The sequence below is a fragment of the Cytobacillus sp. Hm23 genome, assembly GCF_051842895.1.
Taxonomy (GTDB): Bacteria; Bacillota; Bacilli; order Bacillales; family SM2101; genus Nanhaiella.
In genome coordinates, this window is the sequence record NZ_JBPXRQ010000008.1 from 132,588 (window position 1) to 157,469 (window position 24,882).

The following is a 24,882-nucleotide window of genomic DNA, read 5'->3' on the forward strand; positions in this document are numbered from 1 at the left end:
TTCTCTGTAATCATTCTGAGTATGTATCAACCGAAAATATGAAATCAGTCACCCTTTTGGATACATGACCATCACTGGTTGGTAAAAAGCGTTGTCTAAATGTTGAAATTAACTGATAATCAAATTCACCTTTTTTAATCCAGTAAGCGAGTTCTTTGGAATTACTAAAAAACGGACCTGGGATAAAATTGTTATAAGGGTAATAGAAGTCCCGTTCTTTCCTATACTCTTCCAAATCGTTTGCATAAAATAAGATAGGACGTTGTAAAATACTATAATCAAATATAATAGAAGAATAATCAGTAATTAACATATCAGATAATAATAATAGCTCTTCAATACTATAATTCTTCTCAATTTGAAAAATAAAACAAGAATGTTTTGGGTTTATTGCTATTTTTTCCTGTACATATGGATGAAGGTGCACAAGAACCGCATAATCCTCTCCTAAAACTGAATGTAATGCATGGAAATCAATTAAATAGTCTATTGATTTCTGATGGTAACCATTTCCACGAAAAGTAGGAGCATATAATATCAATTTTTTTCCTGATAGTTCAGGAAATTCTCCAATAAATCTTTGATAAATTGTCTTATGCTTTTCATAATCAAAAAAATAATCTGTTCTTGGTATGCCAATGGGGTATATTTTATTGGCAGACATATTAAATGCTTCAGCATAAAAAGGAATAACTTCTTCCGCACTAACTAATACTTTAGTATAATTGCCGTGTACTTTTATGTAGTTTAAATATTCTTTAGATGGGCCAAAACTTTTACCAATTGTACTATGTCCAAATGTCTTAAATGCACCTGCTGCATGCCATAGTTGAATAATATCTATACCTTTTCTAGGTCTAATAATATACACAGGAAGAAAATAATCATCTATCACAAAGTATTTTGAAGTAGCCAGATGATACATTACCTTAGACATGTGTACTAAATATGCCAACTTCCCTAATTTACTTGCTGAATTCCTTTTAAATAATAATACAAAAGAGAATCCTTTTTTTCTAGCTAATAGCTCCTCATAAACAAATTTTAAATTTCCGCTAATTTCCTCAGAACGACTAGATGCAAAGGTTATTTTATTAGGATTAATCGTATAAAGCAATACAAAAAGTTGATGTAAACCACCAAAAAAAATTTTCACTAATAATGTTGGCAACAGCTTAACATTTATCATTGAAATATCCTTCTTTGAATATTAGACATTTATATCTTCCATTCCAGCACAGTCTTTCCCCAAGATGTAGTTAAGTCTTTTTCAAAGGCATTGATAACATCTTTAATAGATCTAACTTCATTAACAGAGCCTACAAGTGTTTCTAAATAATCCACAATGTCTACATTTGCTGCTAAAAAATCAACTGTATTCTTAAAGTCAATATAACCACTTCTACTGCTTCCAATGACCGTAATACCTTTTTCTAGAATCATCCTCGTATTAATTTCTACTGGATATTCAGAAACTCCTAAGATTGAAATGGAACCTTCAGGAATAATATAATCAATAATTTGGTTAATTGCATATTGACTTCCAATTCCACCAACACATTCAAAGGCATGGTCGAACTGAACATCATCTGGTATGTCATTAATATTGTATACTTCATCTACAAATGAAAAGTTGTCAAGCTTATATTGCGTTTTACCAGCTACGATGACATGACAATCAGCATATTTTCTTTTTAGTAGGAGTGCAGTAATATAACCTAAATTTCCATCTCCCCACACACCAAATCTTTTTCGACGAGTATGCGACAACCTCTCAAACCTTGACATGGAATGCATCGCAATTGTTATTAATTCAGTAAAAGCAGCAACAAATTCATTAATATTATCAGGCAAAACTACGAAGCGGTCTCTTTTCAGAAAAACATAATCCTGCATAAAACCATCATAACCGCTTGATAAAAACCTGCTTGAACGTAGATAATTCTCAGCAATAATTTCATCCTCTTCAATAGGAGAGTTTGGAATCATAACAACCTTCGTCCCAGGGCGATATTCTCCATAAGGGTCGTACACGATCTCTCCCACTGCCTCATGGATTAATGCCATGGGTAGCTTTTTAGATAATGCAGCTTCCCCCCTAGTTCCAGTATAATACCGTTGATCTGCTTGGCAAATCGATAAAAATGTTGGACGAACGATTATACGATCAGAATTAATCGAACTATCCTTATATGAAATTTCAAATTGCCTTGGAGATACCAATCTATATACTTGATTAATCATGCTCAATCTTCTCCTGTAATATTGCATTAGCAACTTTTAGGTCATATGGGGTAGTTATTTTTATATTAAAAACCTCACCTTGAACTATTTTTACCTCTTCACCATACAATGAACATATTTTGCATGCATCTGTCAGCTGTTCTTTTTCTGCTCGTGTTAATTTATTGTAATAGCCAACAAGTGTTTTTATATGAAAGCTTTGCGGAGTTTGTCCTTGATACATCATACTTCTATTTGGTATGTCAGAAATTAAGTTTCCATCCTCAGATTGAATAATTGTATCAATTGCTTCTATTACTGTATCAACAGCATTATAGTGTTTAACTTGTTCAATATTCTCTTTGATGATTCTATGTGTTAAAAATGGACGTACAGAGTCATGTGTAACAATATAGTCATCATCAAAGATCCCAACCGTATCTTCGATATAACGAATGCCATTCATAATTGACTCGTTGCGATCTTGCCCACCCTCTAACACTATAACCCGATCATTTTCACCAATATACTTACTTATAATGTCTTTCGAATGATGAATCCACTCTCTAGGAGTCATGACTAATATCTTTTCAAAATCTGAATTTAAGATGAATTTTTCAAGTGTATGGATTAATATCGGCTTTTTGTTTAATGGCAGAAACTGTTTTGGCATATTCACATTACCCATACGAGTTCCTTTTCCACCTGCAAGTATTTCTGCATAAATCATATACGATACAACTCCTTTCATTTAAGGTAGATCTTCGTCCAACGGTTTCAGTAACTCTGTGAGCCTTCATGTCCGTCCATAAAGCAGACAAATGATTATATCTAGGTTATAATTTCTTCTACTAATTTATAATAAATGCATATAAAAGTAAATGTTACCACTTACTTAAACGAAAAATATTGTGCTAATATTTAGTAAAAAACTCCTACTAGTATAACTGGCCTTTAGCATAAGTAGGCCTCTATAAAAAATCCACGAAACGATCTCTAAATTTAACATGTAAAACAGAGCCGATTAATAATAGTATGAAAACAATCCCCCAAAAATATAAAGTGTAATTTAGATTGTCGATAAAATACCAGTTCAGACCTAATAGAGACGATCGATAACCTTCAACAATATAATAAAACGGGTTTAATTTCATAATTAACTGAATAAACTCCGGTAATTTCTCTACTGTCCATAATATAGGGGTTAAATATAATAGAACTCTGACGACTGATTGAACAACCATTTGTACGTCACGAACAATCGTTGCTAGTGTGGCCGTTATTAAAGATATTGCAATTAATATAGCTATCGTAGCAGCCATAAAATAAGGCAGTTGTAAAAAGTATACCGATATTGAATAATCGTAGAAAAACAATATCACCATAATAATGCCAGTAAGTATAAGATGAGAGTAATACTTAGATGCGATAACAAATGTAGGTATGACACTCATCGGAAATTTCATTTTTGCTATGATCCTTACTCTTGAATAAATTGATCTCGAACCTTGTAAAATGGATTGAGAGATAAAAAACCAAACACTAATGCCTGAAAGCATCCAAGGCAAGTAAGCGATGTCACCTACTCCTTTATCACCCCTTATGCCTAACCCAAAGACAAACCAAAAGACACTAATTTGAATCATTGGGTTTAAGACTTCCCACAAAATACCTAAGTAGTTATTATTATTTGTACTTTTTAATTCATATATAGATAAACGTACTATTAAATAGAAGTTGTTGATATGTTCATTAATAATCGTCATTACTGATTTCATGTTGTAATCCTTTCCATATAGCTCACTATAAACTTAGTTCTTAAATGAACGACCACGAGTGCGAATAATTTAAGTTATTTTGGTTAGTATGTACTGAACAAGTCTGTTTGATGAATTTCCTTTTGAATGTTCATTCCATCGATTATAAAATTGTAATATCAACTTATAATTAAATGGGTGGGTTAAAATAAATTCGATAATTTCTTCAGTATCATTCGCTATCGGCCCAGGGACGGTGGTTTCGTAATCTTGAATAACCCCCTGTTCTTGTTGATAGATTTTTAAATCATAGGGGAAAAAAATCATTGGTTTTTGTAAAATAGCATATTCAAAAGGAATGGATGAATAATCAGTAATTAAATAATCCGTGATCATCAATAACTCATTTGTGTTTTTATAAGAAGATAAGTCAACAATGAAACCTTTGTAAGTTCTCTCATAATCCACATTTACTTTAACCATTGGATGTAGCTTCAATATTAGAATATAGTCTCCTTGCAGCTTCTCGTAAAGCTTGTCCAAATCCAGCTTAATATTGTAATTATTTAATTGACCATGACGAAAGGTCGGAGCATATAATATTATCTGTTTATGTTTTAACAGAGGAAATCTAGAATAGAGTTTACCTTTAATTTGACTTGTTAGTTGCTCATCATAAAAAAGATCTGTCCTTGGAATTCCAGTTGGGAGTATATGATTAGCTGGAATATGAAATGATTCCATAAATATATGTGCCATTTCTTCTGAACCAACAACTACCTTGTGAAATTGCTTATACACTTTTCGAAACCTTCTTTGAGCTTTGTTTCTCCTTTTACGAACGGATTTGTCTTGTAAACCAAAAGTTTTTAACGCTCCAGCAGCGTGCCAAATTTGAATGCATTCAACATTTTTCTTAAATGTAATTGCCGATAAAAATGCAAAATAATTATCTATGATGATTATTTTAGATGTAGCCAAATGATAAATAGACAAAAGCCAATGAATTATATTCTTTGATTCAAAGGTATATATTTTTGCTTCTTGAAAAATATGTTGAAGGTCTGTTTTTGTTGACGTTTTACACAAAATAATAATATCAATTGACATAGATTGTTTTATCAATTTTTTATATAAAAAATGCGCATTTTCTTCATATGATAAAACGAATGTTAATTTTTTCTTCAGCTTAAATTGTTTACACAAATTAAAGACTAGCTTAAATATAAGTAAATAACTTGATATTAATAATTCCTTAACCATTATTCAGTAAATAACTCCATATTTTTTTTAATCATAGTTGTAGAAATACTCTTTGTTCTTGGTAAATAAATGACATGACAATAATCCTCTAAATAGTTAAATTTGCCCTTCCAATCATCTCCCATAACAAAAATGTCAATATTATGAGTAATGATATCAGCAACTTTCTGTTCCCAATTCTTTTCTGGAATTACTTTGTCGACATAACGTATTGATTCAATTACTTTTTTCCTATTTTCATAATTATGGTAGGATTGCTTATTTTTCATCGTATTAAACTCATCTGTTGATAAGCCAACAGTTAGGTGGTCACCTAATTCTCTTGCTCTTTTTAGAAGGTTAACATGCCCCCAATGCAACAAGTCAAACGTTCCATAGGTAATAATTTTTTTCATAACGTCTTACATCCCTTCTTTTTAAAAGGCATATTGTAGATGTCGGTATTGCGAATGAATGTATAAGCAGGTTTCCACTAGCATTAAAAAACTAATTATAAGATAAACATTGCTAGACAACAATACAAATATTATCGTGTGCTTTTTGTAATAGGTTCTTCTCGTAGCTAGCTGAGTATAAAAACGCTATTTCTCCATAACTAGAGAGGAAAAGGTGCTCACAATGTCAGTTAGTATGCTTGTCTATACATTTAGCACGAAAAACATATTAGAAAACTGCTTTTTAGAATGTAGGGATAGCTTCCTAACAAAGAATAACAAATATACACCTAGTCTTAACACAATCTTTTTCTTGATTCTGGTAGATAATTTATAATTATCCTCATTCACCAATCCTTACCTTGATGATTATGACATCTATTTTACCAAAGGTTACGCTATATATTAATTATTTTCTGCTGATTAGTCGTATTTCAAAAATATATAATACTCATAATACTAGTATATTTATCCGATTAACCCTTAACTATACAAACATATAATTCGTTCAAAAATGTTAAGAAATCAATAGCTTCTCTCAATTCCAAATATTTTGATGAAAGCAAAAAAATGACTTTCATTCCAATTACACTATATTTTTTCTCGAATTTATGCGAAAATAACATTCTAGTGTATCTATATTTTACAAATTCCCTTCGAAATTTATATCTTACCAGTATAAAGGAATACAATTATGGGATATTTATTTCGTGTGAATATATCGGAGGATATTAATATGCTTAACTTTGATGAGGTTATGGGATATGAATTTGTTAACAACCGAATGGAAAACTTCATAAAAGAAGTTCACAATAGAATGCAAGTTTCTCAAAAAACCTTTATCGTTACAGCGAATCCTGAAATTATTACATATGCAAAATCTAATCCATCATACGATTTAACCCTAAAAAAAGCTACATACATTATCCCAGATGGAGCGGGCATTGTAATTGCTTCCAAAATCTTAGGTAAACCTCTCAAAGAAAAATTAACGGGTATAGATTTTATGGAGCAGCTCTTAATTATCGCAAACAACCACCGTTATAAAATATATCTTTTAGGTGCAAAACCTGACGTTATTGGCCTAACTGTTAAAAACATTCAACAACATTATCCTCATGTAGATATCGTTGGATATCACCACGGTTATTTTGATGATAATGATGAGACCATTATCTCTCAAATTAAAGAAACTGAACCCGATATTGTGTTAGTAGGACTAGGATTTCCAAAACAGGAGGATTGGATTGCAAAAAGCATACACAACTTTAATAAAGGGGTATTTATCGGGCTCGGAGGAAGTTTTAATGTATGGGCTGGTGTCGTCAAAAGAGCGCCTAAAATATGGAGAGATACTAATTTAGAATGGCTATATCGGTTAATTAAAGAGCCATCTAGGTTAAAAAGAATGATTGCCATTCCGAAATTTATGATGCGAGTGCTCAAAAGGAAATATCAAAAAAGCTAACATAATAATGTTAGCAATTTTTCCTTCCTTTTATAAATATTTCTTACTGAATATTAAAATTTGCAATATAAGGTATTTACCTCTTCTGCTACCTTCAAGTGACCTTTATCGATTTGAGTTGTTCAACACATTCATAACAGTTCTTAATTTCCCATCTCTTTTCGGTCTCCTGACGAGTTCACCTCCACAGTTCGGACAAACATTTTTGACTTCAGTACTACATTGAGGACAAAATGTACATTCATAAGAGCAAATATACGCATCAGCATCCCTTGTTAAGGAAATATCACACCGCTGGCAATCTTTTTTCATTTTTAACCCCATCTTGTTTCATCCTCTCTTTTACATTTTTCATTCTTGTTAGTTGTTTTGCATATTTCTTCTCATACAAAAAAATATGCATACGAACTTTTATCTTTTAAGGTGATAGTCACATATTTCCTAAACTTTATTGCCTCTTTCACTTAAATATGATCAACTGAGGTGTATTATATGATTTTAATAATCTTTATAGGTGAAACGATGCAACAATTAAACCGAAAACAGCCTTTATTATATAACATATAAGTTAAGTCAAAGAAACTTGATAAAGGCTCTACTAAAAAAAACGTATGTTAAAATCAGCAAGTAGAGCGTATAATTAGGTCTTGCTATTGATCACTTGGCTACAGTTAATTTTGATGATATCTGCAATACCGAATGCTCTACTAATGGTCCCAACCTTGGAGGAAAGATTAGTTGTTATTACAGCCCCTCTACCTTGTGGTTTCATTGGGAAGTTCTGCGTTAGAATACAAATTTTCTTATTCAGCAAGTTGTTTATTTCCTAAATAAAGAAGCCCATTCCCTTCAGCATGTCTGCTATAGCCAATTGGTTGAGTATGCTCAATTAAAATATTATATAACTCGTGTTCACATATTTTTCTACCTAACTCTTTTTCTTTCTCATTTAACAACAAGGCTGCTGCACCAGAAACATGTGGTGTAGCCATGGATGTCCCAGACAGCCTTGCATATTTATTATTTGGATATGTTGACAAAACCTTTACTCCTGGTGCTACTAAATCAATTTCCTCATGTGTATTCGTAAAATCAGCTAGTCTTTTGTCAAAGTCGACAGCTCCGACCGACACGACTTCATCATAATAACCTGGGTAGCTCTTTTCAATTGTATCAACGTTTCCATCCCCCTCATTCCCCGCAGCACATACGACTAAAATATCGTTTTTGACTGCATTTTTAATCGCAGTATGTAGGCTAGATACATTTTCTGGCCCTCCAAGAGACATGGATATAACACGAACTTTTTCACCATCAGGTCCACGCCAATTTATAGCATAATCTAATGCATCAATTAAACCCTTATAGCTCCCTGATCCATCTTTGGATAATACTTTTAAAATCAATAGTTTTACTTCTGGTGCAACACCAACAACGCCATAATTGTTTAACGTGGCTGCTATTGTACCAGCTACATGCGTACCATGATATTGGTTATCATCAAAATTTGACACATCTCCACCATAGTCGTTAGTGAAATTCCTTCCATCTATTATTCTATCTTTTAAATCAGGGTGTTCAATATCACATCCCGTGTCAAGTACAGCAACAACAACACTATTTCCCATATATCCCTTTTCCCACATACTTGGCGCCTCTATTAATGCAACTCCCCGTGGTATTTCGGTTGTTTTGTCAACAATTTGGTCAACCTTATATGGTATTAGTCGAATTTGACTCATTGAAAGTACCTCCTATCGATAATAGCACTTGCCTCGCTTTTTAATTATGGTTCTTTTCGTAAAATGAGCTAGTTGTTATTTATAAAGTCTTCTATAATTATCATCATATTATAGAAGATAAAGATACCACGATACTCTAGTTGTATTCGTGTTGATTTATGGGGATGAAAAACAACTATCAATGCGTATTAATGTAGGGCCTAATATTGAGATGAAATAGAATGAATGGATTTTAATCATAGCTTGGATTTTATATTTATAGAATTTTCAGATAATTAAACCGAGGATAATTCTTGTAAATCGTAAGTTTTATACACTTAACAATATACCATATTTACCTATTATTTGCTATTAAATAACTTCTAAGATTTACACATAAATGCTCTTTTTACAACGGAATTTAGGATGAGTAAAATCTTAAGGTTGATACAATCAATTTGGCTAATGAAACTACTACATACTGAGAAAGAAGTTTACAAGGCGTAGGTACTTTCTTACTTTTTTCAGTGTATATCAAATAACCGCTATTAAGTAGCTCACTAAAATGCTTTAAATGAAGCATGATGACTGTTCTCATTAAATAACTAACAACAAATTGTGTAAAAGATAACTTCACACAAAAAAAGAGACAGAATAACATCCTGTCTCAACTTCAATGTTGCGATTAACATAATTATCAAACAGCTTTTTTGTTGTCAATTTTCTCTTCTTCTCCCCAACACTCAACATTCTGCAAACCATCTACGTTTGATACGTGGAATACTGGGTTTTTACCGACTTTGAGTTGAGAGACATAATCATCCAATGTTTTGAAAGCAATTTTGCCTAGAAATGCGATGGCAATTAAATTGGTTATTGCCATTAATGCCATTGATAAATCTGCTAAATCCCAAACGATTTGTACACTTGCTAACGAGCCGAATAATACCATTCCTAACGCTGCAATGCGATATAAGAATAATACTGTATTATCTTTCTTAATAAACTCAATGTTCGTTTCACCATAGTAATAACTACCGATAATTGAACTAAATGCAAATAAGAAAATTGAAATTGCAATAAATACGCTTGCCCAAGGACCAACATGCGAAACTAATGATGCTTGCAGTAAGTTGATTCCCTCAAACGTTCCTGTTTGATATTCATTTGATAATAAAATAATAAATGCTGTTGCACTACATACGAATAATGTGTCAACGAAAACACCTAGTGTTTGAATAAGGCCTTGTTTTGCAGGGTGAGAAACTGTAGCTGTTGCTGCTGCATTTGGAGCACTACCCATTCCAGCTTCATTAGAGAATAAGCCACGTTTAACCCCATAAGATATAGCTGCACCAACTGTACCACCTAAAGCTTCATTGAAGCCGAATGCACTAGATATAATTAAACTAAATACTCCAGGTATTGCTTGGAAGTTTGTAACAATAATAAATAGTCCGATGAGAAGATAGAATACCGCCATAACTGGTACAACAACTTGAGACACTTTTGCTATGCGGTTTATGCCGCCAAATATTACGAGTGCCGATACCCCAGTTATAATTAAGCCCATTACGAGACGACTTGTGCCAAAGGCTGATTCAAATGCAACTGAAATCGTATTTGACTGTACTGAGTTAAAAATTAACCCGAAACTAATCGTAATGAATATCGCAAAGATAATACCTAACCAACGTGCATTTAAAGCTTTTTCAATATAATAAGCAGGCCCACCTCTATATCCATTTTTATCCTTAACTTTGTATATTTGTGCCAACGTACTTTCGATAAAGCTTGTTGCACCACCAACTAAAGCAACGATCCACATCCAAAAAACTGCACCAGGTCCGCCAAGTCCTATGGCAATAGCCACACCGGCTAAGTTACCCGTTCCAATTCTTGTTGCCGCGCCGATACAAAATGATTGAAAGGATGAAATCCCTTTTTTACCGTCTGCTGAGACCGTAGCTTTATCTGTCAACAGCCTAAACATTTCACCTAAAAGTCTAAATTGTACAAACTTCGTTCTAAAAGAAAAATATACACCTAAACCGATTAATAAACCTATTAAAATATAAGACCAAAGATAATTATTTAGTTCGGTAACAATGGTATTAAATAACTGTCCCACTTACTTTCCTCCTCTTGATGCATCACTTCTCCGCTGTTATGTACTAAATTATAAACAACAAAATAGAATATTGCAATAATTTTTTTAATATATCAAAAAATTATATTTATTAAAGTGATTTCATATATTTATAATTTTTACGGTACTTTCTTAAGTAAACTCCTATATAAATAGTGTATAAGCATTGTATAAAGAAGCTCCAACCCTATTAAACAAAACAATATTTCCTAGTTTTACAATTATTTTTAATATAGTAAAATTAATTTACAAAGGAAGGTGTTCGTATTATGACAATATTAAAAAATTTTAAAGATACCATTACAACTGAAGAGGAATTACGTACAATCATTGGGGAACCTAAACAAATGATTAATGATAAAGTCATATCTTTTGTTGATGAAAATTGTAAAAAGTTCATTTCACTATCCCCATTTGTATTAATAGGAACAGCAAACGCTGATGGCTCCTGTGACGTGTCTCCCCGTGGTGACGGTGCTGGATTCGTTCAAGTTATTGATAATAAAACACTGCTTATTCCTGAACGTAGAGGAAATAGGAAGATAGATTCATTACGTAACATTCTTTCAAACAATCAAATTGGTCTTCTCTTTATCATTCCTGGTTTAGGAGAAACTCTTCGTGTGAATGGTAAAGCTGTAATTGTTAAAGATAAAGTTTTGCTAGAAAAGATGGAAGTGAATGGTGTAATACCAAGTTTAGGTATTGGTGTTGAGGTTGAGGAGCTATACATACATTGTGCTAAAGCTATGATTCGTTCGAAAATATGGGACCATCAATCTTACCCTACGAAACATGCATTACCATCAGCAGCTAAAATACTTGCAGGTCATTTACAACTACCAAAGGATGCAGTTGATGATTTACAAAGTAACCTTGATGAAGCTTATGCGAAACGATTATATTAATCCTAGTTAATACATAAATAAAACTAAAACTTAAAACAACCTATTACCGTGAGTGAGTTTTGGTGAATACAATGCTCACTCACTAAGTTGAATACCGTAAACCGATTCTTCTCTGTCTCTTTACGTAGTCATATATGAATCTTATTTGTGAAACAGTAATAATTTTTATTTAGCAGTTCTTCTGTTCAAGGTTGGTAACTTCTTCGCGATAGAACCTAACATGTTCTTTAATTTATTTTCCATAACTGTTCTAGCATTTCTTCTAATAGTACACTTATTTCACTTTCTACCTTTCATTCAATCTTACCCTCTTAATTGTATTGAAAGAAATCAAAACTATGCCCTACAGCTCAAAGGAAACACATCTAAATCATGATTATACGTCTAGTAATAGCTCCTGCAATTGATTAGCTGTTCAAATGTTATGCTACAAATTTGTATTCCCTCACCCGTTTGAATAACAACTTCTATATTACTCATGATTCCTTACGCTTTAATTATCATTCTGAACTTTCTATTTGTTCAATTCAAACAATTGCTGCTACTGGAATTGTGATATATTAGAATTAAACAAGTTATTTGTTGCGTGGCATAATTTTTATGGGTTACTATGGTATATATGTTGAGCATAACATTCATAATGAAGTGGAATTACTTCTAAAAGATAAGAACAAATTTATAGGCTTTTTTGTATATTTGCAGCAAATTGAGGTTTGTATGAAAAACACCAATCAATGTGTAAAAAAGCAAATAATTGTATAGGAGGAAGCGTTGTTGATTGCATTTACAGATCAAATTGTAGTGAGTAAATCCATTGAAGAAACTTTTGATTATGCATCTAATATGGAAAACTCACCTAAAATACTAGCAAATGTAGTTGAAGTAACAAAAATGACCGATGGACCAATCGGTCAGCATACTAAGTTTAAGGAAGTTCGAGAAATTCGAGGAAAAAAAGCAGAGGCTACCATAGAATACATATCTTTTTCAAAGAATAAGTCATACTCTGCTAGAAGTGCCTTACAAGGTCTTGAAACCATCTATCATTATGAATTCTCTGAAGCTGAAGGTGGAACTAGAATTGACTTTTCTTGTGAAGTTAACACGAAAGGCTTAAAAATGCGATTTATACGCCCTTTTTTTATAAAAATTTTAAAACAAGAAGACAGTCAACATTTAACAAAATTAAAAGATGCTCTTGAAGCTAATTCTTAAAGAAAAACAAGATAAGCAAAACGCTGTAATGGGCTTTATAATGGAAAAACTACCACGCCTTTTTAATGCGCAGTAAAATCATTATGAAAAATAGCCTATTTACATCACAATAACAATTGTAACACACTAAATTATTACAATGATTACATGCAATATGCTGTGCATAAATATCCTTTTATAAAAGCTGGTTTGCCAAAGATTGTTGTTTTTCGTACTAAACACATACAACTAGAACTTGTGGCATTTTTTCTTCGGTTAAACGGTGACTGTTACGTAAAATGACATCTTTATTTTCAGTTTAGAAACGATAACAACAAAGTTTACGAAAAAGCCCTTATAAAAATTAAAATGATTATCGGAGGTATTTATATGGAGTTAACTGTTTATCTTGCAGGAGAAATTCATAGTAATTGGAGAGATGAAATTAAGGAAAAAGCAAAAGCTTTACAGCTTCCATTAACATTTGTTGCCCCAATGGAGAATCATGACCGCTCCGACAATATAGGAGAGGACATTTTAGGTGAACAGCCTAATGCGATTTTTAAAGACGATGCTGCCTCTGATTTTAACAATTTCAGAACACAAGTGTTAATGAATAAAGCTGACATTGTCATTGCACTATTTGGAGAAAAATATAGACAATGGAATACGGCAATGGACGCAAGTGCAGCAATCACTTTACATAAACCACTTATACTTATACGCCCTGCATCATTGCACCACCCTTTAAAAGAGCTATCTAATAAAGCTAATGTAACTGTTGAAACTGTTAATGAAGCTTTAAAAGCACTTTCTTATGTTTTTGAATCATAGAATGAGTTTCAATCGTATTTCTACACCATGAGTTTGTACAATAACATAAGGCTGATGTTGAAATAGACCCAAAGTTCGAAAGGGTCTATTTCCTTTGGTATATCCAAATAATGTTGTTATCAACCCTTTCAAATACTATTATGGTGAAAAGCGTATACTGGATATGAACAGTTTCTTTCAAATCCTAACTTTGTTGCTAATTTATGTGACGCAATATTATCGTGGGTAGTTTCCCATAACGGAATAAAGTTTCTTGCCAATCCATACTCAATTAATTTGATCCCTGCAACAGTCGCATAGCCTTTTCCTTGCTCGTTTTTATCAAAAGTTTCAACACTTATAAAATATGAATCATTATGAACGAAACCATTATTTTTACATATAGCAATGATTTTATTATTCTTTATAATTTTTGATCCAAAACGTGTCTCATTCATTAATTCACATTCCTCATCCTTATAGCTTGATGTTAGAATTGGAAATTGGTCTATTTGACAATCAACCTGCGATTCTATTTGCCTCGTTTCAAGCTCTCTAAACTTACCAATATTTAATGTATAAAGAGATTCCCAATGCTTTTTCACAGCGAGATTAGATAAATTTGCGCTAAATTCTTTCTCCCACTCTTGATCTTCACTTTTATAAATTTCAAAAATGTTTTTTTCCTCTATTTTAAGAAAATGCCATAATGAATCAATTATGCTTCCATAAGTATGATTATTAGGAATGTGTCCCTCACAATAAAGCCATCGTCCAAGTGCCCAAACAATCGCAAAATTCGGTTGAAGAACTGAATCAACGAATATCTTACCAGGGTAATTTCCGTAGATAACAGAAAGTGCGGGAATATATTGTTTATGACCTTGAAAGAAATGCTCGACTATTTCATACTGATTCTCGTGTAATTGTTCTAACATCATTTTCCTCCATTTGACTACTATGAATTTCAAAAGGTTTTATGGACAGTATGTCACATTTCGAAAGAAAGAACTAGTTCACAGTTTAATAAAATTCGAATCTCTATACCAAACTGTCAAAATAATTGCTAACTATCTTATTCGTTAATTCCTTCTAAAAAGTGTATTTAATAGCTACAAACCAATGACAAAATTGAGAGCTAACAATTCTCCATTTTGAATATAAAGACCATGTATACAAGGGCTACTAGGATAACAACCACTTAAAACTTTTGTTTTTTTCTGATCTCGATAAAGGATTTTAGTCACATTCGCTAGTTATGAAGTAAAACTGTTTCAAAACATTATATACATACGAAAAAAAACTGTTGTGACATCACAACAGTTTCTTCTATACATTGTTATTCAGTTTCCTTCAGTCACCACTACATCTTTTACATAAATTGAACCAGCTTGACTTGTTTGAAAGCCTGCAGGATATATGGTTGCTCTTAGCCATTCAGCATCATCATCAAATGTTTGGGTGATAGTTACCCGTTGCCATTGACCTGGTGCCACATTTACCGTTTTGACTTGATCATTATTTCCATTATTGCCACTAAAACCTTTAGCTCTCAAACGAATACTTAACGCTTGTTCCACGTCACTTTTCACTAGCATACTATAAGTGTATGTGTGGCCGTTCGGATTTAAATTAATTGTATTGTTAACATACCCTCCATTACTTGTGGCTGTCAGTTTTAACATTTCCTCTCCATTATCAATGCCGTGCTCTACAACACTGTTAGTCGTGTCAAACACTTGGCTCCCCCACATGTAGATAGTACCTGTTTCACCTGTTTGGTAACCCGCAGGATAGATAGTTGCTCTTAACCATTCTGCTTCTATATCAAAAGCTTGGGTAACTTCAACACGTTGCCATTCATTAGCTTGAAGGCTTACAGTTTGAATCCTATCATTATCTCCGTTACCTCCATTTAAATTACCCTGACTTCGCAAGCGCACACTCACTTGTTGGTCTTGTTCAGACATTAGCCAAACGCTAAAAGTATACGTGCGGTTGTTTGGATTAAGCTGAATTGTGTTATTTACATAACCATTCTCTCCCTTTGCAACTAGTTTTGCAACACGGTCCCCATTCAGATATTTCACGTTTTCATCAAATTCAAACGATGTATTATTTCCTTTATTCCATGCATGAGGACTAAATGTATTTAGAGGCTGTTCCCATAAATTATTTACACTGTATTCAAACATAGCAGACACAGGCTTATGGTCTGATAGACCTTTCCCGTTGCTATCTAAAAAGTCATCATGAGGAACATCATAATCAGTTACGTTAAGTGTAAGACCATCACTGCCTCGAAACAAAATTTTATCAATACGCCCACCGGATTCACCAATATCAGGTATTTCACCATTATTTTTTATTTCCGCCCAAGCATCTGAAAAATTAGCATCAACAAATTGCCTTACTCCATCTGTATCTTTCCAATGGCTGTTAAAGTCACCCGTGACAATGACAGCATGATCTTCTGACCATTGTTCAATTTTTGACAATAATTGCTGAAAATTTTTCTTCCTGACAGTATAATCATCATTACTACCACCAGCATCTGCATGTACGTTATATATATCTATAAATACACCTTCTGAAACTTCATGCCTAGCAAATGAAAAACCTTTAGGTGTTAAACAGTCAGAACCGTCCCCAAAAACCCCATGACAGTCATTCCAATCTTCACGTTTAAATTTTGTAAATGGGTATATTGACATTCGATTTAAACCATCTCCAAATCCCATAATCCCTGAATGTGAAGACAGATATTCATGATCTACTGCTGAAATCAAATCACTATGATAATTAAAATCCTCTTGAACTAATACAACATCATAATTATTTAATTTAGGACTGATTTTCACAGTATTATCTGCGGGGTTAGAAGATGATACAGGGTCCCATAACCCAGCTACATTATAAGTTAACAGCGAAAAACTACCTGTGTTTTCATTGGCTTCTACTACTATATTCTTTTGACCAAAAAATGATAAACAAATGAGCATTGATAAGAAAAGAATAGTTAATAGCTTTTTCATTAAAAATCACCCTTTTGATAGTTTAGTAAATCTGTTGAAATGGAGTGTAACATCAAACATCTTAATTCGCTAATTTCTATTATATTTTGATAAAAAACAATCATTCTCGAGAATTAATTTAATCCTACCATTATATTTATATATATGGAAAATTCTGAAATCAGTATTTATCCACTGTAATCTTAAGATTGATTAATGTTTCCTTTAAATTACTTAATATTTCGAATATTTTAATAAATATATTAATAGTTCTGCCATTCCCTTTTTTACTTCTCTCTTTGTAAAGGTTAACCTCATTTTGTATATAAATTTTTTTATCTTTTGTCCCATTAAGTTTTGGGATTTGTTATTGTATATCGGTAGTAGAAGCATAAATTCTAGACTAACTGCTCTCATAACGTAACAGTAGCAACAGAAGTATATGAACAGAGTATTTGGTAACAATAACATTCAAATATAAGTAGTAATTGCTATTATTAACAAATTTTTAAGAGGATAAGGAGCGGAATGATGTCGGTGACTTATGTCATGCTTGCTGTTGTTTGGATATTAGGTTCATTGTTTGTTCTAGTAGATGCATCCTATAAGAGAGGACAAAATCTAGGCTGTTTATGGTCATTAGTAGCACCCATGTTAGGTCCTATTGCAGTCATTGGATATATTTTGGTTAGAAACACCGAATAACTTTGTAATAGTATGTTAAATAAAAACAATACTAAGTTCATTATATTTACCTTGAGCATTAGATAGTAGCTAGTCAAGTTGGCTAGTTCTTTCATTCGTATTCTATTAAACTGTTATAAAAAACATTTCATAGAATGGTGGTTTAAAAGAAAGGCCTTTTTGTAACCTTTATTGATATTTATCTTAAAAATGATCAATAAGATAAGGTTTTCCGAAACCCCCAAAATGATAAAAAAATAGCTATGATGTCACAAACGTTAGATGTAGACGAGCTTATATCTTAGTACACAAAACAACAATCTGTGCCAATACAGCCTTTTATAAACTTTGATTCTTTTTTACACTCGTTGGATGTACTGATGTGGATGTTATGATTTTTATACTGTTTAGCTTCTTATTATGAAATGGAACAATTAATGTCGAAAAGCAAAAAGTAAAAAAAAAGGTGACGAAAAGCTGTTAACTTTTCGTCACCCTCCAAAGAGGAATAAGTAGTGTGTAATTACATATTAACACGCTAACATCGACAATTAGTTACAAAAAAGTAACAAATGTCACATTATTGTATTATCCCTTTTTGTTGACTTGAGAGCTAATGTTTGAATGCTTGCTGTAATAAAAGTCACAAGGTGCATCAGCTTTAACAGTTTGTCCTCGGTATGACACAACTGGAGTAACGAAAGACTCATCGTAATCGTTAATTCCTTTTACTACACATGATGTAATTTCTTCGCTTGTTAAAGTGATTATTGCACAACCTTTTGCAGGAAGTGAAATAGATATTTGTTCACCATCTATGCTCATGTTATGTTCTTTTTCAATTTGTGAATTACTTAAGACATATAATGATTTTTTACCGTCTAGCTCGTATAAAAACGTATAACATTCGTCTCCAACGACACGAGACTTTTCAATATGAATATTCATTAAATGTGCAAATGTAGGTGAGATTCCACATGATGAGAATGGATTTTCTGGATAATACACAACAATTCCATCTCCATGTTCAACTGTATTGTACCGTTTAGAATCAGTAATTACACTTGCTAATATATCACATTTATCCATTGCTTCATCGTATTGTGGAACTTCACCGAAGAAGAATAGTTTACCACCGTTATTTACATATTGTAATAACTTCTCCTGTACAGCCCTGTGCATAAAGAAGCCACCTACAATTGAGATTGCACCTTGCTGTTGTAATTCTTCCAAAGAAGCTGTTTCAATATTAACAATCCCAAATTCACGCTGTTCTTTTAACATCGTAAGCATAAATGATTCCATTGCTTTATAGCCTGAATGTGGTGCCTTCACACCCAATTTTTCAAAATCACGATCCTCAATACCAAATGAAGCTAAGTAACTATATGGTGCATATAGCCCCCACGCGTTTTCATTTCCGCGCTTTCCTTCAGTAATTAGCTGTTCATTTTCCTTTAAATACGAAACTAGCACTTTTAACGCTTCGTATTTCTCCCCTGTTTCACCCTTTTCTGAAATAGGTGAGCAGTCAGGGTACGGACGTGCATGAATTGAATCAAGCTCATCAGTCCACCCATCAGTAGAAATCCCAGTATATACATTAAAGCCTGTAGCACCAAGTCCCATAGCTAACACTGTTTGGTAAAATGGTACATGGTGATAAATATAACGCCAATCATATAGTGGATCTGAAAAGCCCCAGTTTTCCTCTAGATTTATACCTCTATCACGTTTTACGAGAAGTAAGTATCGTAAAAATGCTGTTTCATCATGAGAAACGACACCAATCCAGTTTGTAAAACCATAGCTAACATCCCAATGTTCAGGTACTACACGTGTTAACCAAAAATCAAAACCTTTTGCCTCATTTAAAGGAGGGTTTATATTGTTGAAAACCGGTAATGTTGAATCTATTGCACTACCCCAATTTGTGTATAAATCACCTAAATAACGATTTTGTGTCTCAGCCCAGTGTAAATAAGGTAAAATATCTTTAACGTTTTCTTTCGTATGAATATCAAAAGACCTAGGCACAGGGATATCTTGATATGAACTATAACTTGAACCAAACATGTCATTATACTTGTCAATTGAGCCAAACTGCTTTTGTAATCTTTCTGCATGATATTCTAATCCACTCGGAGAGTAATCATATGCTAAAACACTATGTTGTCCGTCTGAATATAATCCTTCATTTAAAATTTGCAACGCGATTACAGGTCCTGCTGGGTACGTAAATGGCTTAATTACAGTTTCATCACATACTTTAAACCAATCCTGCACTGCATTTGTAAAAGCTGCATCAAAAGCTGCAGGTAGGTTTTTATGCCATTTTCGCTCTTTTCCTTCATTATCTAGCATTGCTTCAAACTCTTTACCACCTTCAACAAAATCAGGTAGTCCACCAAAATCAGTTTCAGCATGAATGAAAGGCCCTGGCTTTACAACTGCAAACATATCTTTTTCTTCAACTAGTTTAATAAATGAAAGTACGTCGCGATTCCCTTGAGTTTCCCCAGTAAAATCTACCACATCTTTTCCATCAATCTTTAAATGATGGTGTCTCCACGGAACGTAAAATGTAACAACTTCAATTCCTGCTTCTTTTAATTTATCCAGTCGATCTGACCAATTCTCTGGATAGTCTCGGTAGTACGGATAATCTGCTGAAATAAACACAAATGGTTTCCCATCGCGATATAAAACTCCATCTTTTACATTAATCATTTGGGTATCCCCCATTCTATATTGTTTGTTCTAGTTTGTTAAAGCTTTTATGAAAAGCTACAGTAAAGGTGAGTAACAAAGGCATAATTCCAAACAGTGGTATTATGGTCGGGAAATATCCATAGATAACTCGTATTGACAATATTACGATAAATATCATTAATGTTACTACCGGATTGGCAACTCCTAATAAAAACGCATTTTTTATTACTTTAAAGGCTGAATCTGTCGTGATTGATATTAATGGAAGTGAATAAAAAATCGTTATTAATAAGAACATGCTGACAATTACTAACCCTATACCAAAGATCGTCACTACCATGTTGTCAAATTGCTGTATGATTTGAAAGTCGAGATACAACATAAATGAAACAGCTGCCGTTAAAACGCCAAGGATATTTCCTCGAACGAAGTTTTGTTTATATATTGCCCAAAATGTTGAAAAAATAGGGATGTTATCCTGTTCAACAATACGCTTTTTCATAAGATAACAAACAGCTATTGATGCTGGAAAAACTCCAAAAACAACTAAACCAACGACTGTAAAAAGAAACCATAGTAAATTCAGAACGATGAACTGAAATAACATATCAGTAATAAAATAAAGTCGTCGCCCAGCTGAAGATTTAAGCATCTGTTTTCTCCCCTTTTTCCCCACTCAACTTATAAGTTTGTTAATTTTTTGTAGTCCCGTTTTAAATGATCAAATACAGGCTTTGTTGTTTTGCGATCCATTTCAAAAAGGCCCATCGTTTGATAAAATTGATTATGGTTTATATACCAGTCATAGACAGTCCAATAATTAATGCCAGCTAAAAAACCCTCGTTATTTTCCTGACCATCTGGTGTAACGGTAGCTTTTTCGAGCAAAGCCCGCAAAGTTTCAGTATAAATGTGTACTTGCTTATCCTTCTCACTGCCATCTTCCCTGGACCAATATCCGTATTCTGTATTTAAGATAGGCTTGTCCGGCCATGCCTTATGAGCCTGTTCTAAAAAGTTTTTCGTGCCTTCATACGGTGTACTGCCGTGAAAAACACCGAAATACATCGTCCAACCTGCTACGTCGAGCGGTTCTACAGATTCATCCCAAAAACCTGGCTGGTCTGCTGCTGCGCTCTGCGTAATGAGTCGATGATCGTTATACTTCATACGTAAGTCGTTCACTAATCGTTCATTATGCTTCTTTCTTAATACAACCTCAACAGATTCATTTTGCGTACTCCACAAAATAATAGATGGACGATTATAGTTTGACAACACCATTTCGCGCCACATTTGTTGTGCATGAAGCCTAGTTTCTTCAGCCTCATAATGCTCTTTCTCAAATTGCCACAATGGTATTTCACTCTTTGCTGTAAGACCTAATCGATCAAGGATAATGTAAGTGTAAATGTGATTAGGATAATGTGATGTTCTCACAAAATTTATTGATAAGTCTTTCATTTGTACTAAATCATTAACGATACGATCAAAAGAAGCAGTTCTTCCAAAATTAGGCCACTCTTCATGCCTTGCTAAACCAACAAGAAAGATAGGTTTGTTATTTAATGTAATCTTTGTCCCATTAGTGGCAACAGTACGAATTCCAATCTGGGTAAAAAATTGATCTATAATAGAATCCTCTTTAGAAAGCTCAACCTGGCAAACGTATAAATTTGGCTTTCGAATATCCCACAGCTTTGCATTGTCTATTGTAATTTCCGTCGTCCAAATCGCCACACCATTAGCTTCAACGTGCAATGTTTGCTCGCTCGTACCGGTAATATGCTGGCGTTCACCTTTTATATCTTCTGCATACGGCGATTGCAAATAGGATGGTGATTGTTCATTACCTTGAAAGAACTGTAGTGAAACTGATATATTTTCTGCTACTCCACTATGGTTTTCAACAACTAATTTCACCTTTATTTTTCCTGATGTATCAACTGGTACAATATCACACCTGCTTATTTGTACCGGAGAAGATGCCTCAATAAATAGGTCATGAATAATCCCTGTATAATTGAAGAAATCGGTTCCTTCTGTAGCTGGAATAATGTCATAGCGACTCCCCCACGGTGGGTTATCGACTCGAATGACTATAGTATTAATTTCACCAGCTCGTACAAAATTTGTAATATTAAATGCAAATGGTGTATAACCACCTTCGTGAACACCTACATACTTACCATTAATCCAAATATCAGCAACATAACTGATAGCGTATGCTTTTAGTATTGCTTGTTTCTCTTCCCAATCTGAAGGGACAGAAAAAGTTCGACGATACCAAACACCATCCTCATACGTTTCCACACCGTGTATACTGGCTTCTCCTGTCATCCCATTTTCCGGCAAAGGTATGCTATGAGTGTTCAAACGTTCATCATTAAACTGGACGTTTGTGATACCTTGAGCATTTTGCTCTGTCGTTTTGACCCACTCAGCTGTTCGTTTCGCCATCGTATGTTCATGATTGGCTTGAAACCTCTCTTTTTTCCATTTACCTGCTAAAGAAATTGATTGCCTCTTTTGTGGATCAAATGAGGGCAATACAGTTCCATTTTGGAATGGAACTTCATGACCTTTGATCGTTTTAAATGACAACGTTGATTGTAAATACATCCTTACCCAACCTTTTCATATACCATAATTAATTAACCTTTTACTCCACCAATATTAATACCCTTCATGATGTGCTTCTGTAAGAATAAGAAAACAATAATGAGTGGTAATGCAACCATAACCGAACCTGCAATCATTACAGGATATAACTCAGCATTCTTATCTGCTGCACTTATTAGTGCACCTAAACCGAGAGATAATGTGTAATTTTCTGGTGTTGTTATAACAACTAATGGCCACATGTAGTTATTGTAATTCCACATAAACGTGAAAATCCCCAAAATAACAAGTATCGGCTTAGCTAATGGCATCGCAATTTTCCAGAAAATAGTAAACCAACTAGCACCATCGATGATTGCTGCTTCTTCAAGCTCTTTAGATAAACTATAGAAATGTTGGCGCATCAAAAATACATTATATACACTCATCGTAAACGGCAAGATGAGCGCCCAAAGAGTATCATAAAGTCCAAGCTGATTTACAATGATCATATTAGGCACAAGTAATACTGTACTAGGAATCATAAGTGAGACTAGTAGAATTTTAAAAATGACTTCCCTACCTCTAAAATTCAACCTTGCAAAAGCATAACCAGCTAAAGAATTTAAAATTAAGTTAACGAAAGTTGCAATAACCGCTACAAACAATGTATTAAAAAATAACGTACCTAAATTTAAATATTCAAAGGCGTACTTGTAGTTTTCAAAACTGAAATATATACTGCCATCATCGTGTCTTGGCAAAAGAGAAAAAGTAGTTGAAAATATATCTTTACTTTCTTTAAAAGACGAGGAGGCTAACCAAATAAATGGTCCTACAAGAATCACTGCGAATATTGACAAGAAAATATATAATAATATTCTATCCAATTTAATCTTCATCACATTCACCTACTCATCCATCTTTTCTGGAACAAACTTAAAGTTGATCCAAGTAACGATTAATATGATAACTAACAAAATGTAAGACATAGCCGATGCAGTTCCCATTTCAAAATAACGGAAAGCATGGTTGTATAAACTCAACATGTACGACATCGTTGACCCATCAGGACCACCCTTTGTCATTAAATACATTGGGTCGAAAACTTGAAAGCTTGCTATTAGTCCTGTAACGAGTAAAAAGAATATCGTCGGTTGAATCATAGGTAATGTAATATAGATGAAGCGTTGTATTGGATTAGCTCCATCGATTTTGGCTGCTTCATAAACACTATCTGGAATTCCTTTCATCGCTGAAATAATAATCAAGATGTTATAACCTAATCCTGTCCAAATGCCCATCACCGCTAATGCAGGTAACGCAGTTGTTACACTACCCAACCAACTATGATTGATTCCCAATAGTTGATTAACCATCCCAATGAGGGGATCTAATAAAAACACCCACATAGCTGCGACAGCAACAAATGAAGTTACATTTGGAACGTAATATGCTGTTTTAAAGAAGCCTTCTCCTTTTACATTCGCATTTAACGCAGATGCCAAAATGAGTGCAAGAAGTATCCCAACTGGTAAACTAAATAGAATATATTTTAAAGTTACCAGTAATGAAGGCCAGAAATTTGGATATTTCACCGAATCAAAAAGTAAATTCGTATAATTTTCAAAGCCAACAAACTTAGGTGTGCTTCTCATGTTCCATTCTGTGAAACTTAGCACAAATGATAATAAAATAGGTAGTAATAAAAATATACTAAAATAAATGATCATTGGTAAAATGAATAAATAACCAATCTTAGTTTGATCATTAAGGGAACCTTTTTTGATGCTTTTACCTTTTTTTCTAGACGTACTCATACTCTAGATTCACCTCTTTTTCCCCGCAATTTATTTAATAATTGTCTTATGTTCACATGAATCTCATTTGCAATTTAGGAAAATGCCAAGATCTTTTCCTAAATTGTGAACAAATCATACA

21 protein-coding genes are annotated in these 24,882 nt (G+C 33.3%); 5 read left to right on the plus strand and 16 right to left on the minus strand.

The features are described 5' to 3' along the window. Nucleotides 1-10 precede the first annotated feature (10 nt). The 6 genes from ACSVDA_RS07000 to tagD form a co-directional block, all read right to left on the minus strand. Nucleotides 11-1,189 carry a CDP-glycerol glycerophosphotransferase family protein gene (locus tag ACSVDA_RS07000; protein WP_485881942.1) on the minus strand — a complete coding sequence of 393 codons (1,179 nt, stop codon included), beginning with the start codon at nucleotides 1,187-1,189 and terminating at the stop codon, nucleotides 11-13. A 29-nt stretch (nucleotides 1,190-1,218) separates the two neighbouring features. Next, nucleotides 1,219-2,244, minus strand: a complete 1,026-nt coding sequence (locus tag ACSVDA_RS07005) for a ribitol-5-phosphate dehydrogenase (protein WP_485881943.1) — start codon at nucleotides 2,242-2,244, stop codon at nucleotides 1,219-1,221. Then, a complete protein-coding gene (locus ACSVDA_RS07010) occupies nucleotides 2,237-2,953 on the minus strand; it encodes an IspD/TarI family cytidylyltransferase (RefSeq protein ID WP_485881945.1) in 717 nt (238 codons plus the stop codon). The genes ACSVDA_RS07005 and ACSVDA_RS07010 overlap by 8 nt, the downstream gene beginning before the upstream one ends. A gap of 241 nt (nucleotides 2,954-3,194) precedes the next feature. Then, nucleotides 3,195-4,001 carry an ABC transporter permease gene (locus ACSVDA_RS07015; protein WP_485881947.1) on the minus strand — a complete coding sequence of 269 codons (807 nt, stop codon included), beginning with the start codon at nucleotides 3,999-4,001 and terminating at the stop codon, nucleotides 3,195-3,197. 69 nt (nucleotides 4,002-4,070) lie between these two features. Next, complete coding sequence (locus ACSVDA_RS07020; RefSeq protein WP_485881948.1) at nucleotides 4,071-5,243, minus strand: CDP-glycerol glycerophosphotransferase family protein; 1,173 nt, start codon at nucleotides 5,241-5,243, stop codon at nucleotides 4,071-4,073. After that, complete coding sequence (gene tagD / locus ACSVDA_RS07025; protein WP_320209764.1) at nucleotides 5,243-5,638, minus strand: glycerol-3-phosphate cytidylyltransferase; 396 nt, start codon at nucleotides 5,636-5,638, stop codon at nucleotides 5,243-5,245. The genes ACSVDA_RS07020 and tagD overlap by 1 nt, the downstream gene beginning before the upstream one ends. Before the next feature lie 775 nt (nucleotides 5,639-6,413). On the opposite strand from tagD, the gene ACSVDA_RS07030 reads away from it, so the two are divergent. After that, entirely contained in the window at nucleotides 6,414-7,145 is a 732-nt protein-coding gene (locus ACSVDA_RS07030) for a WecB/TagA/CpsF family glycosyltransferase (RefSeq protein ID WP_485881950.1), read from the plus strand. Between the two features lie 105 nt (nucleotides 7,146-7,250). Here ACSVDA_RS07030 and ACSVDA_RS07035 read toward each other — a convergent pair whose 3' ends face one another. The 3 genes from ACSVDA_RS07035 to ACSVDA_RS07045 all read right to left on the minus strand — a co-directional run bounded on the left by ACSVDA_RS07035 (nucleotide 7,251) and on the right by ACSVDA_RS07045 (nucleotide 10,997). Next, nucleotides 7,251-7,469: a DUF1272 domain-containing protein gene (locus ACSVDA_RS07035; RefSeq protein ID WP_485881952.1), complete on the minus strand. Its 219-nt coding sequence runs from the start codon at nucleotides 7,467-7,469 to the stop codon at nucleotides 7,251-7,253. Between the two features lie 479 nt (nucleotides 7,470-7,948). Continuing rightward, on the minus strand, nucleotides 7,949-8,887 hold the full coding sequence (locus ACSVDA_RS07040) for a S8 family peptidase (RefSeq protein WP_485881954.1): 939 nt from the start codon (nucleotides 8,885-8,887) through the stop codon (nucleotides 7,949-7,951). A 676-nt stretch (nucleotides 8,888-9,563) separates the two neighbouring features. Next, nucleotides 9,564-10,997: an alanine/glycine:cation symporter family protein gene (locus ACSVDA_RS07045; protein WP_485881956.1), complete on the minus strand. Its 1,434-nt coding sequence runs from the start codon at nucleotides 10,995-10,997 to the stop codon at nucleotides 9,564-9,566. Nucleotides 10,998-11,284: 287 nt separating this feature from the next. Between ACSVDA_RS07045 and ACSVDA_RS07050 the strand changes: the two genes are divergently transcribed. From ACSVDA_RS07050 to ACSVDA_RS07060, 3 genes are all read left to right on the plus strand, one after another. Continuing rightward, nucleotides 11,285-11,923: a pyridoxamine 5'-phosphate oxidase family protein gene (locus ACSVDA_RS07050; protein WP_485881958.1), complete on the plus strand. Its 639-nt coding sequence runs from the start codon at nucleotides 11,285-11,287 to the stop codon at nucleotides 11,921-11,923. 774 nt (nucleotides 11,924-12,697) lie between these two features. Beyond that, the gene (locus ACSVDA_RS07055; RefSeq protein WP_485881960.1) at nucleotides 12,698-13,138 is read left to right on the plus strand and encodes an SRPBCC family protein; all 441 of its coding nucleotides are present in this window, start codon (nucleotides 12,698-12,700) and stop codon (nucleotides 13,136-13,138) included. 369 nt (nucleotides 13,139-13,507) lie between these two features. After that, complete coding sequence (locus ACSVDA_RS07060) at nucleotides 13,508-13,951, plus strand: YtoQ family protein (RefSeq protein WP_485881962.1); 444 nt, start codon at nucleotides 13,508-13,510, stop codon at nucleotides 13,949-13,951. Between the two features lie 128 nt (nucleotides 13,952-14,079). On the opposite strand, the gene ACSVDA_RS07065 is transcribed toward ACSVDA_RS07060, so the two are convergent. Both ACSVDA_RS07065 and ACSVDA_RS07070 read right to left on the minus strand, forming a co-directional pair. Continuing rightward, nucleotides 14,080-14,868, minus strand: a complete 789-nt coding sequence (locus ACSVDA_RS07065; protein ID WP_485881964.1) for a GNAT family N-acetyltransferase — start codon at nucleotides 14,866-14,868, stop codon at nucleotides 14,080-14,082. A gap of 405 nt (nucleotides 14,869-15,273) precedes the next feature. Beyond that, a complete protein-coding gene (locus tag ACSVDA_RS07070; RefSeq protein WP_485881966.1) occupies nucleotides 15,274-16,965 on the minus strand; it encodes a phage head spike fiber domain-containing protein in 1,692 nt (563 codons plus the stop codon). A 510-nt stretch (nucleotides 16,966-17,475) separates the two neighbouring features. On the opposite strand from ACSVDA_RS07070, the gene ACSVDA_RS07075 reads away from it, so the two are divergent. Beyond that, nucleotides 17,476-17,649, plus strand: coding sequence for a hypothetical protein (locus tag ACSVDA_RS07075; RefSeq protein WP_485881967.1), 174 nt, complete (start codon nucleotides 17,476-17,478; stop codon nucleotides 17,647-17,649). Nucleotides 17,650-18,216: 567 nt separating this feature from the next. Here the strand turns inward: ACSVDA_RS07075 and ACSVDA_RS07080 are convergent. The 5 genes from ACSVDA_RS07080 to ACSVDA_RS07100 are packed head-to-tail and all read right to left on the minus strand — an operon-like array spanning nucleotide 18,217 to nucleotide 24,761. Then, nucleotides 18,217-20,358: a beta-galactosidase gene (locus ACSVDA_RS07080; protein ID WP_485881969.1), complete on the minus strand. Its 2,142-nt coding sequence runs from the start codon at nucleotides 20,356-20,358 to the stop codon at nucleotides 18,217-18,219. A gap of 16 nt (nucleotides 20,359-20,374) precedes the next feature. Further along, on the minus strand, nucleotides 20,375-20,992 hold the full coding sequence (locus ACSVDA_RS07085) for a YesL family protein (protein WP_485881971.1): 618 nt from the start codon (nucleotides 20,990-20,992) through the stop codon (nucleotides 20,375-20,377). 29 nt (nucleotides 20,993-21,021) lie between these two features. Then, nucleotides 21,022-22,962, minus strand: coding sequence for a glycoside hydrolase family 2 TIM barrel-domain containing protein (locus ACSVDA_RS07090; RefSeq protein WP_485881973.1), 1,941 nt, complete (start codon nucleotides 22,960-22,962; stop codon nucleotides 21,022-21,024). 32 nt (nucleotides 22,963-22,994) lie between these two features. Then, nucleotides 22,995-23,843 (minus strand): carbohydrate ABC transporter permease, encoded by an 849-nt coding sequence (locus ACSVDA_RS07095; protein ID WP_485881975.1) that lies wholly within the window; start codon nucleotides 23,841-23,843, stop codon nucleotides 22,995-22,997. 9 nt (nucleotides 23,844-23,852) lie between these two features. Next, complete coding sequence (locus ACSVDA_RS07100) at nucleotides 23,853-24,761, minus strand: carbohydrate ABC transporter permease (RefSeq protein WP_485881976.1); 909 nt, start codon at nucleotides 24,759-24,761, stop codon at nucleotides 23,853-23,855. Nucleotides 24,762-24,882: the final 121 nt, after the last annotated feature.

What these genes read in the sequence shown, in the direction of transcription:
- ACSVDA_RS07000 (WP_485881942.1), bottom strand. Translation starts at nt 1,189, where the DNA reads ATGATAAATGTTAAGCTGTTGCCAACATTATTAGTGAAAATTTTTTTT.
- ACSVDA_RS07005 (WP_485881943.1), bottom strand. Translation starts at nt 2,244, where the DNA reads ATGATTAATCAAGTATATAGATTGGTATCTCCAAGGCAATTTGAAATT.
- ACSVDA_RS07010 (WP_485881945.1), bottom strand. Translation starts at nt 2,953, where the DNA reads ATGATTTATGCAGAAATACTTGCAGGTGGAAAAGGAACTCGTATGGGT.
- ACSVDA_RS07015 (WP_485881947.1), bottom strand. Translation starts at nt 4,001, where the DNA reads ATGAAATCAGTAATGACGATTATTAATGAACATATCAACAACTTCTAT.
- ACSVDA_RS07020 (WP_485881948.1), bottom strand. Translation starts at nt 5,243, where the DNA reads ATGGTTAAGGAATTATTAATATCAAGTTATTTACTTATATTTAAGCTA.
- tagD (WP_320209764.1), bottom strand. Translation starts at nt 5,638, where the DNA reads ATGAAAAAAATTATTACCTATGGAACGTTTGACTTGTTGCATTGGGGG.
- ACSVDA_RS07030 (WP_485881950.1), top strand. Translation starts at nt 6,414, where the DNA reads ATGCTTAACTTTGATGAGGTTATGGGATATGAATTTGTTAACAACCGA.
- ACSVDA_RS07035 (WP_485881952.1), bottom strand. Translation starts at nt 7,469, where the DNA reads ATGGGGTTAAAAATGAAAAAAGATTGCCAGCGGTGTGATATTTCCTTA.
- ACSVDA_RS07040 (WP_485881954.1), bottom strand. Translation starts at nt 8,887, where the DNA reads ATGAGTCAAATTCGACTAATACCATATAAGGTTGACCAAATTGTTGAC.
- ACSVDA_RS07050 (WP_485881958.1), top strand. Translation starts at nt 11,285, where the DNA reads ATGACAATATTAAAAAATTTTAAAGATACCATTACAACTGAAGAGGAA.
- ACSVDA_RS07060 (WP_485881962.1), top strand. Translation starts at nt 13,508, where the DNA reads ATGGAGTTAACTGTTTATCTTGCAGGAGAAATTCATAGTAATTGGAGA.
- ACSVDA_RS07065 (WP_485881964.1), bottom strand. Translation starts at nt 14,868, where the DNA reads ATGTTAGAACAATTACACGAGAATCAGTATGAAATAGTCGAGCATTTC.
- ACSVDA_RS07070 (WP_485881966.1), bottom strand. Translation starts at nt 16,965, where the DNA reads ATGAAAAAGCTATTAACTATTCTTTTCTTATCAATGCTCATTTGTTTA.
- ACSVDA_RS07075 (WP_485881967.1), top strand. Translation starts at nt 17,476, where the DNA reads ATGTCGGTGACTTATGTCATGCTTGCTGTTGTTTGGATATTAGGTTCA.
- ACSVDA_RS07080 (WP_485881969.1), bottom strand. Translation starts at nt 20,358, where the DNA reads ATGATTAATGTAAAAGATGGAGTTTTATATCGCGATGGGAAACCATTT.
- ACSVDA_RS07085 (WP_485881971.1), bottom strand. Translation starts at nt 20,992, where the DNA reads ATGCTTAAATCTTCAGCTGGGCGACGACTTTATTTTATTACTGATATG.
- ACSVDA_RS07090 (WP_485881973.1), bottom strand. Translation starts at nt 22,962, where the DNA reads ATGTATTTACAATCAACGTTGTCATTTAAAACGATCAAAGGTCATGAA.
- ACSVDA_RS07095 (WP_485881975.1), bottom strand. Translation starts at nt 23,843, where the DNA reads ATGAAGATTAAATTGGATAGAATATTATTATATATTTTCTTGTCAATA.
- ACSVDA_RS07100 (WP_485881976.1), bottom strand. Translation starts at nt 24,761, where the DNA reads ATGAGTACGTCTAGAAAAAAAGGTAAAAGCATCAAAAAAGGTTCCCTT.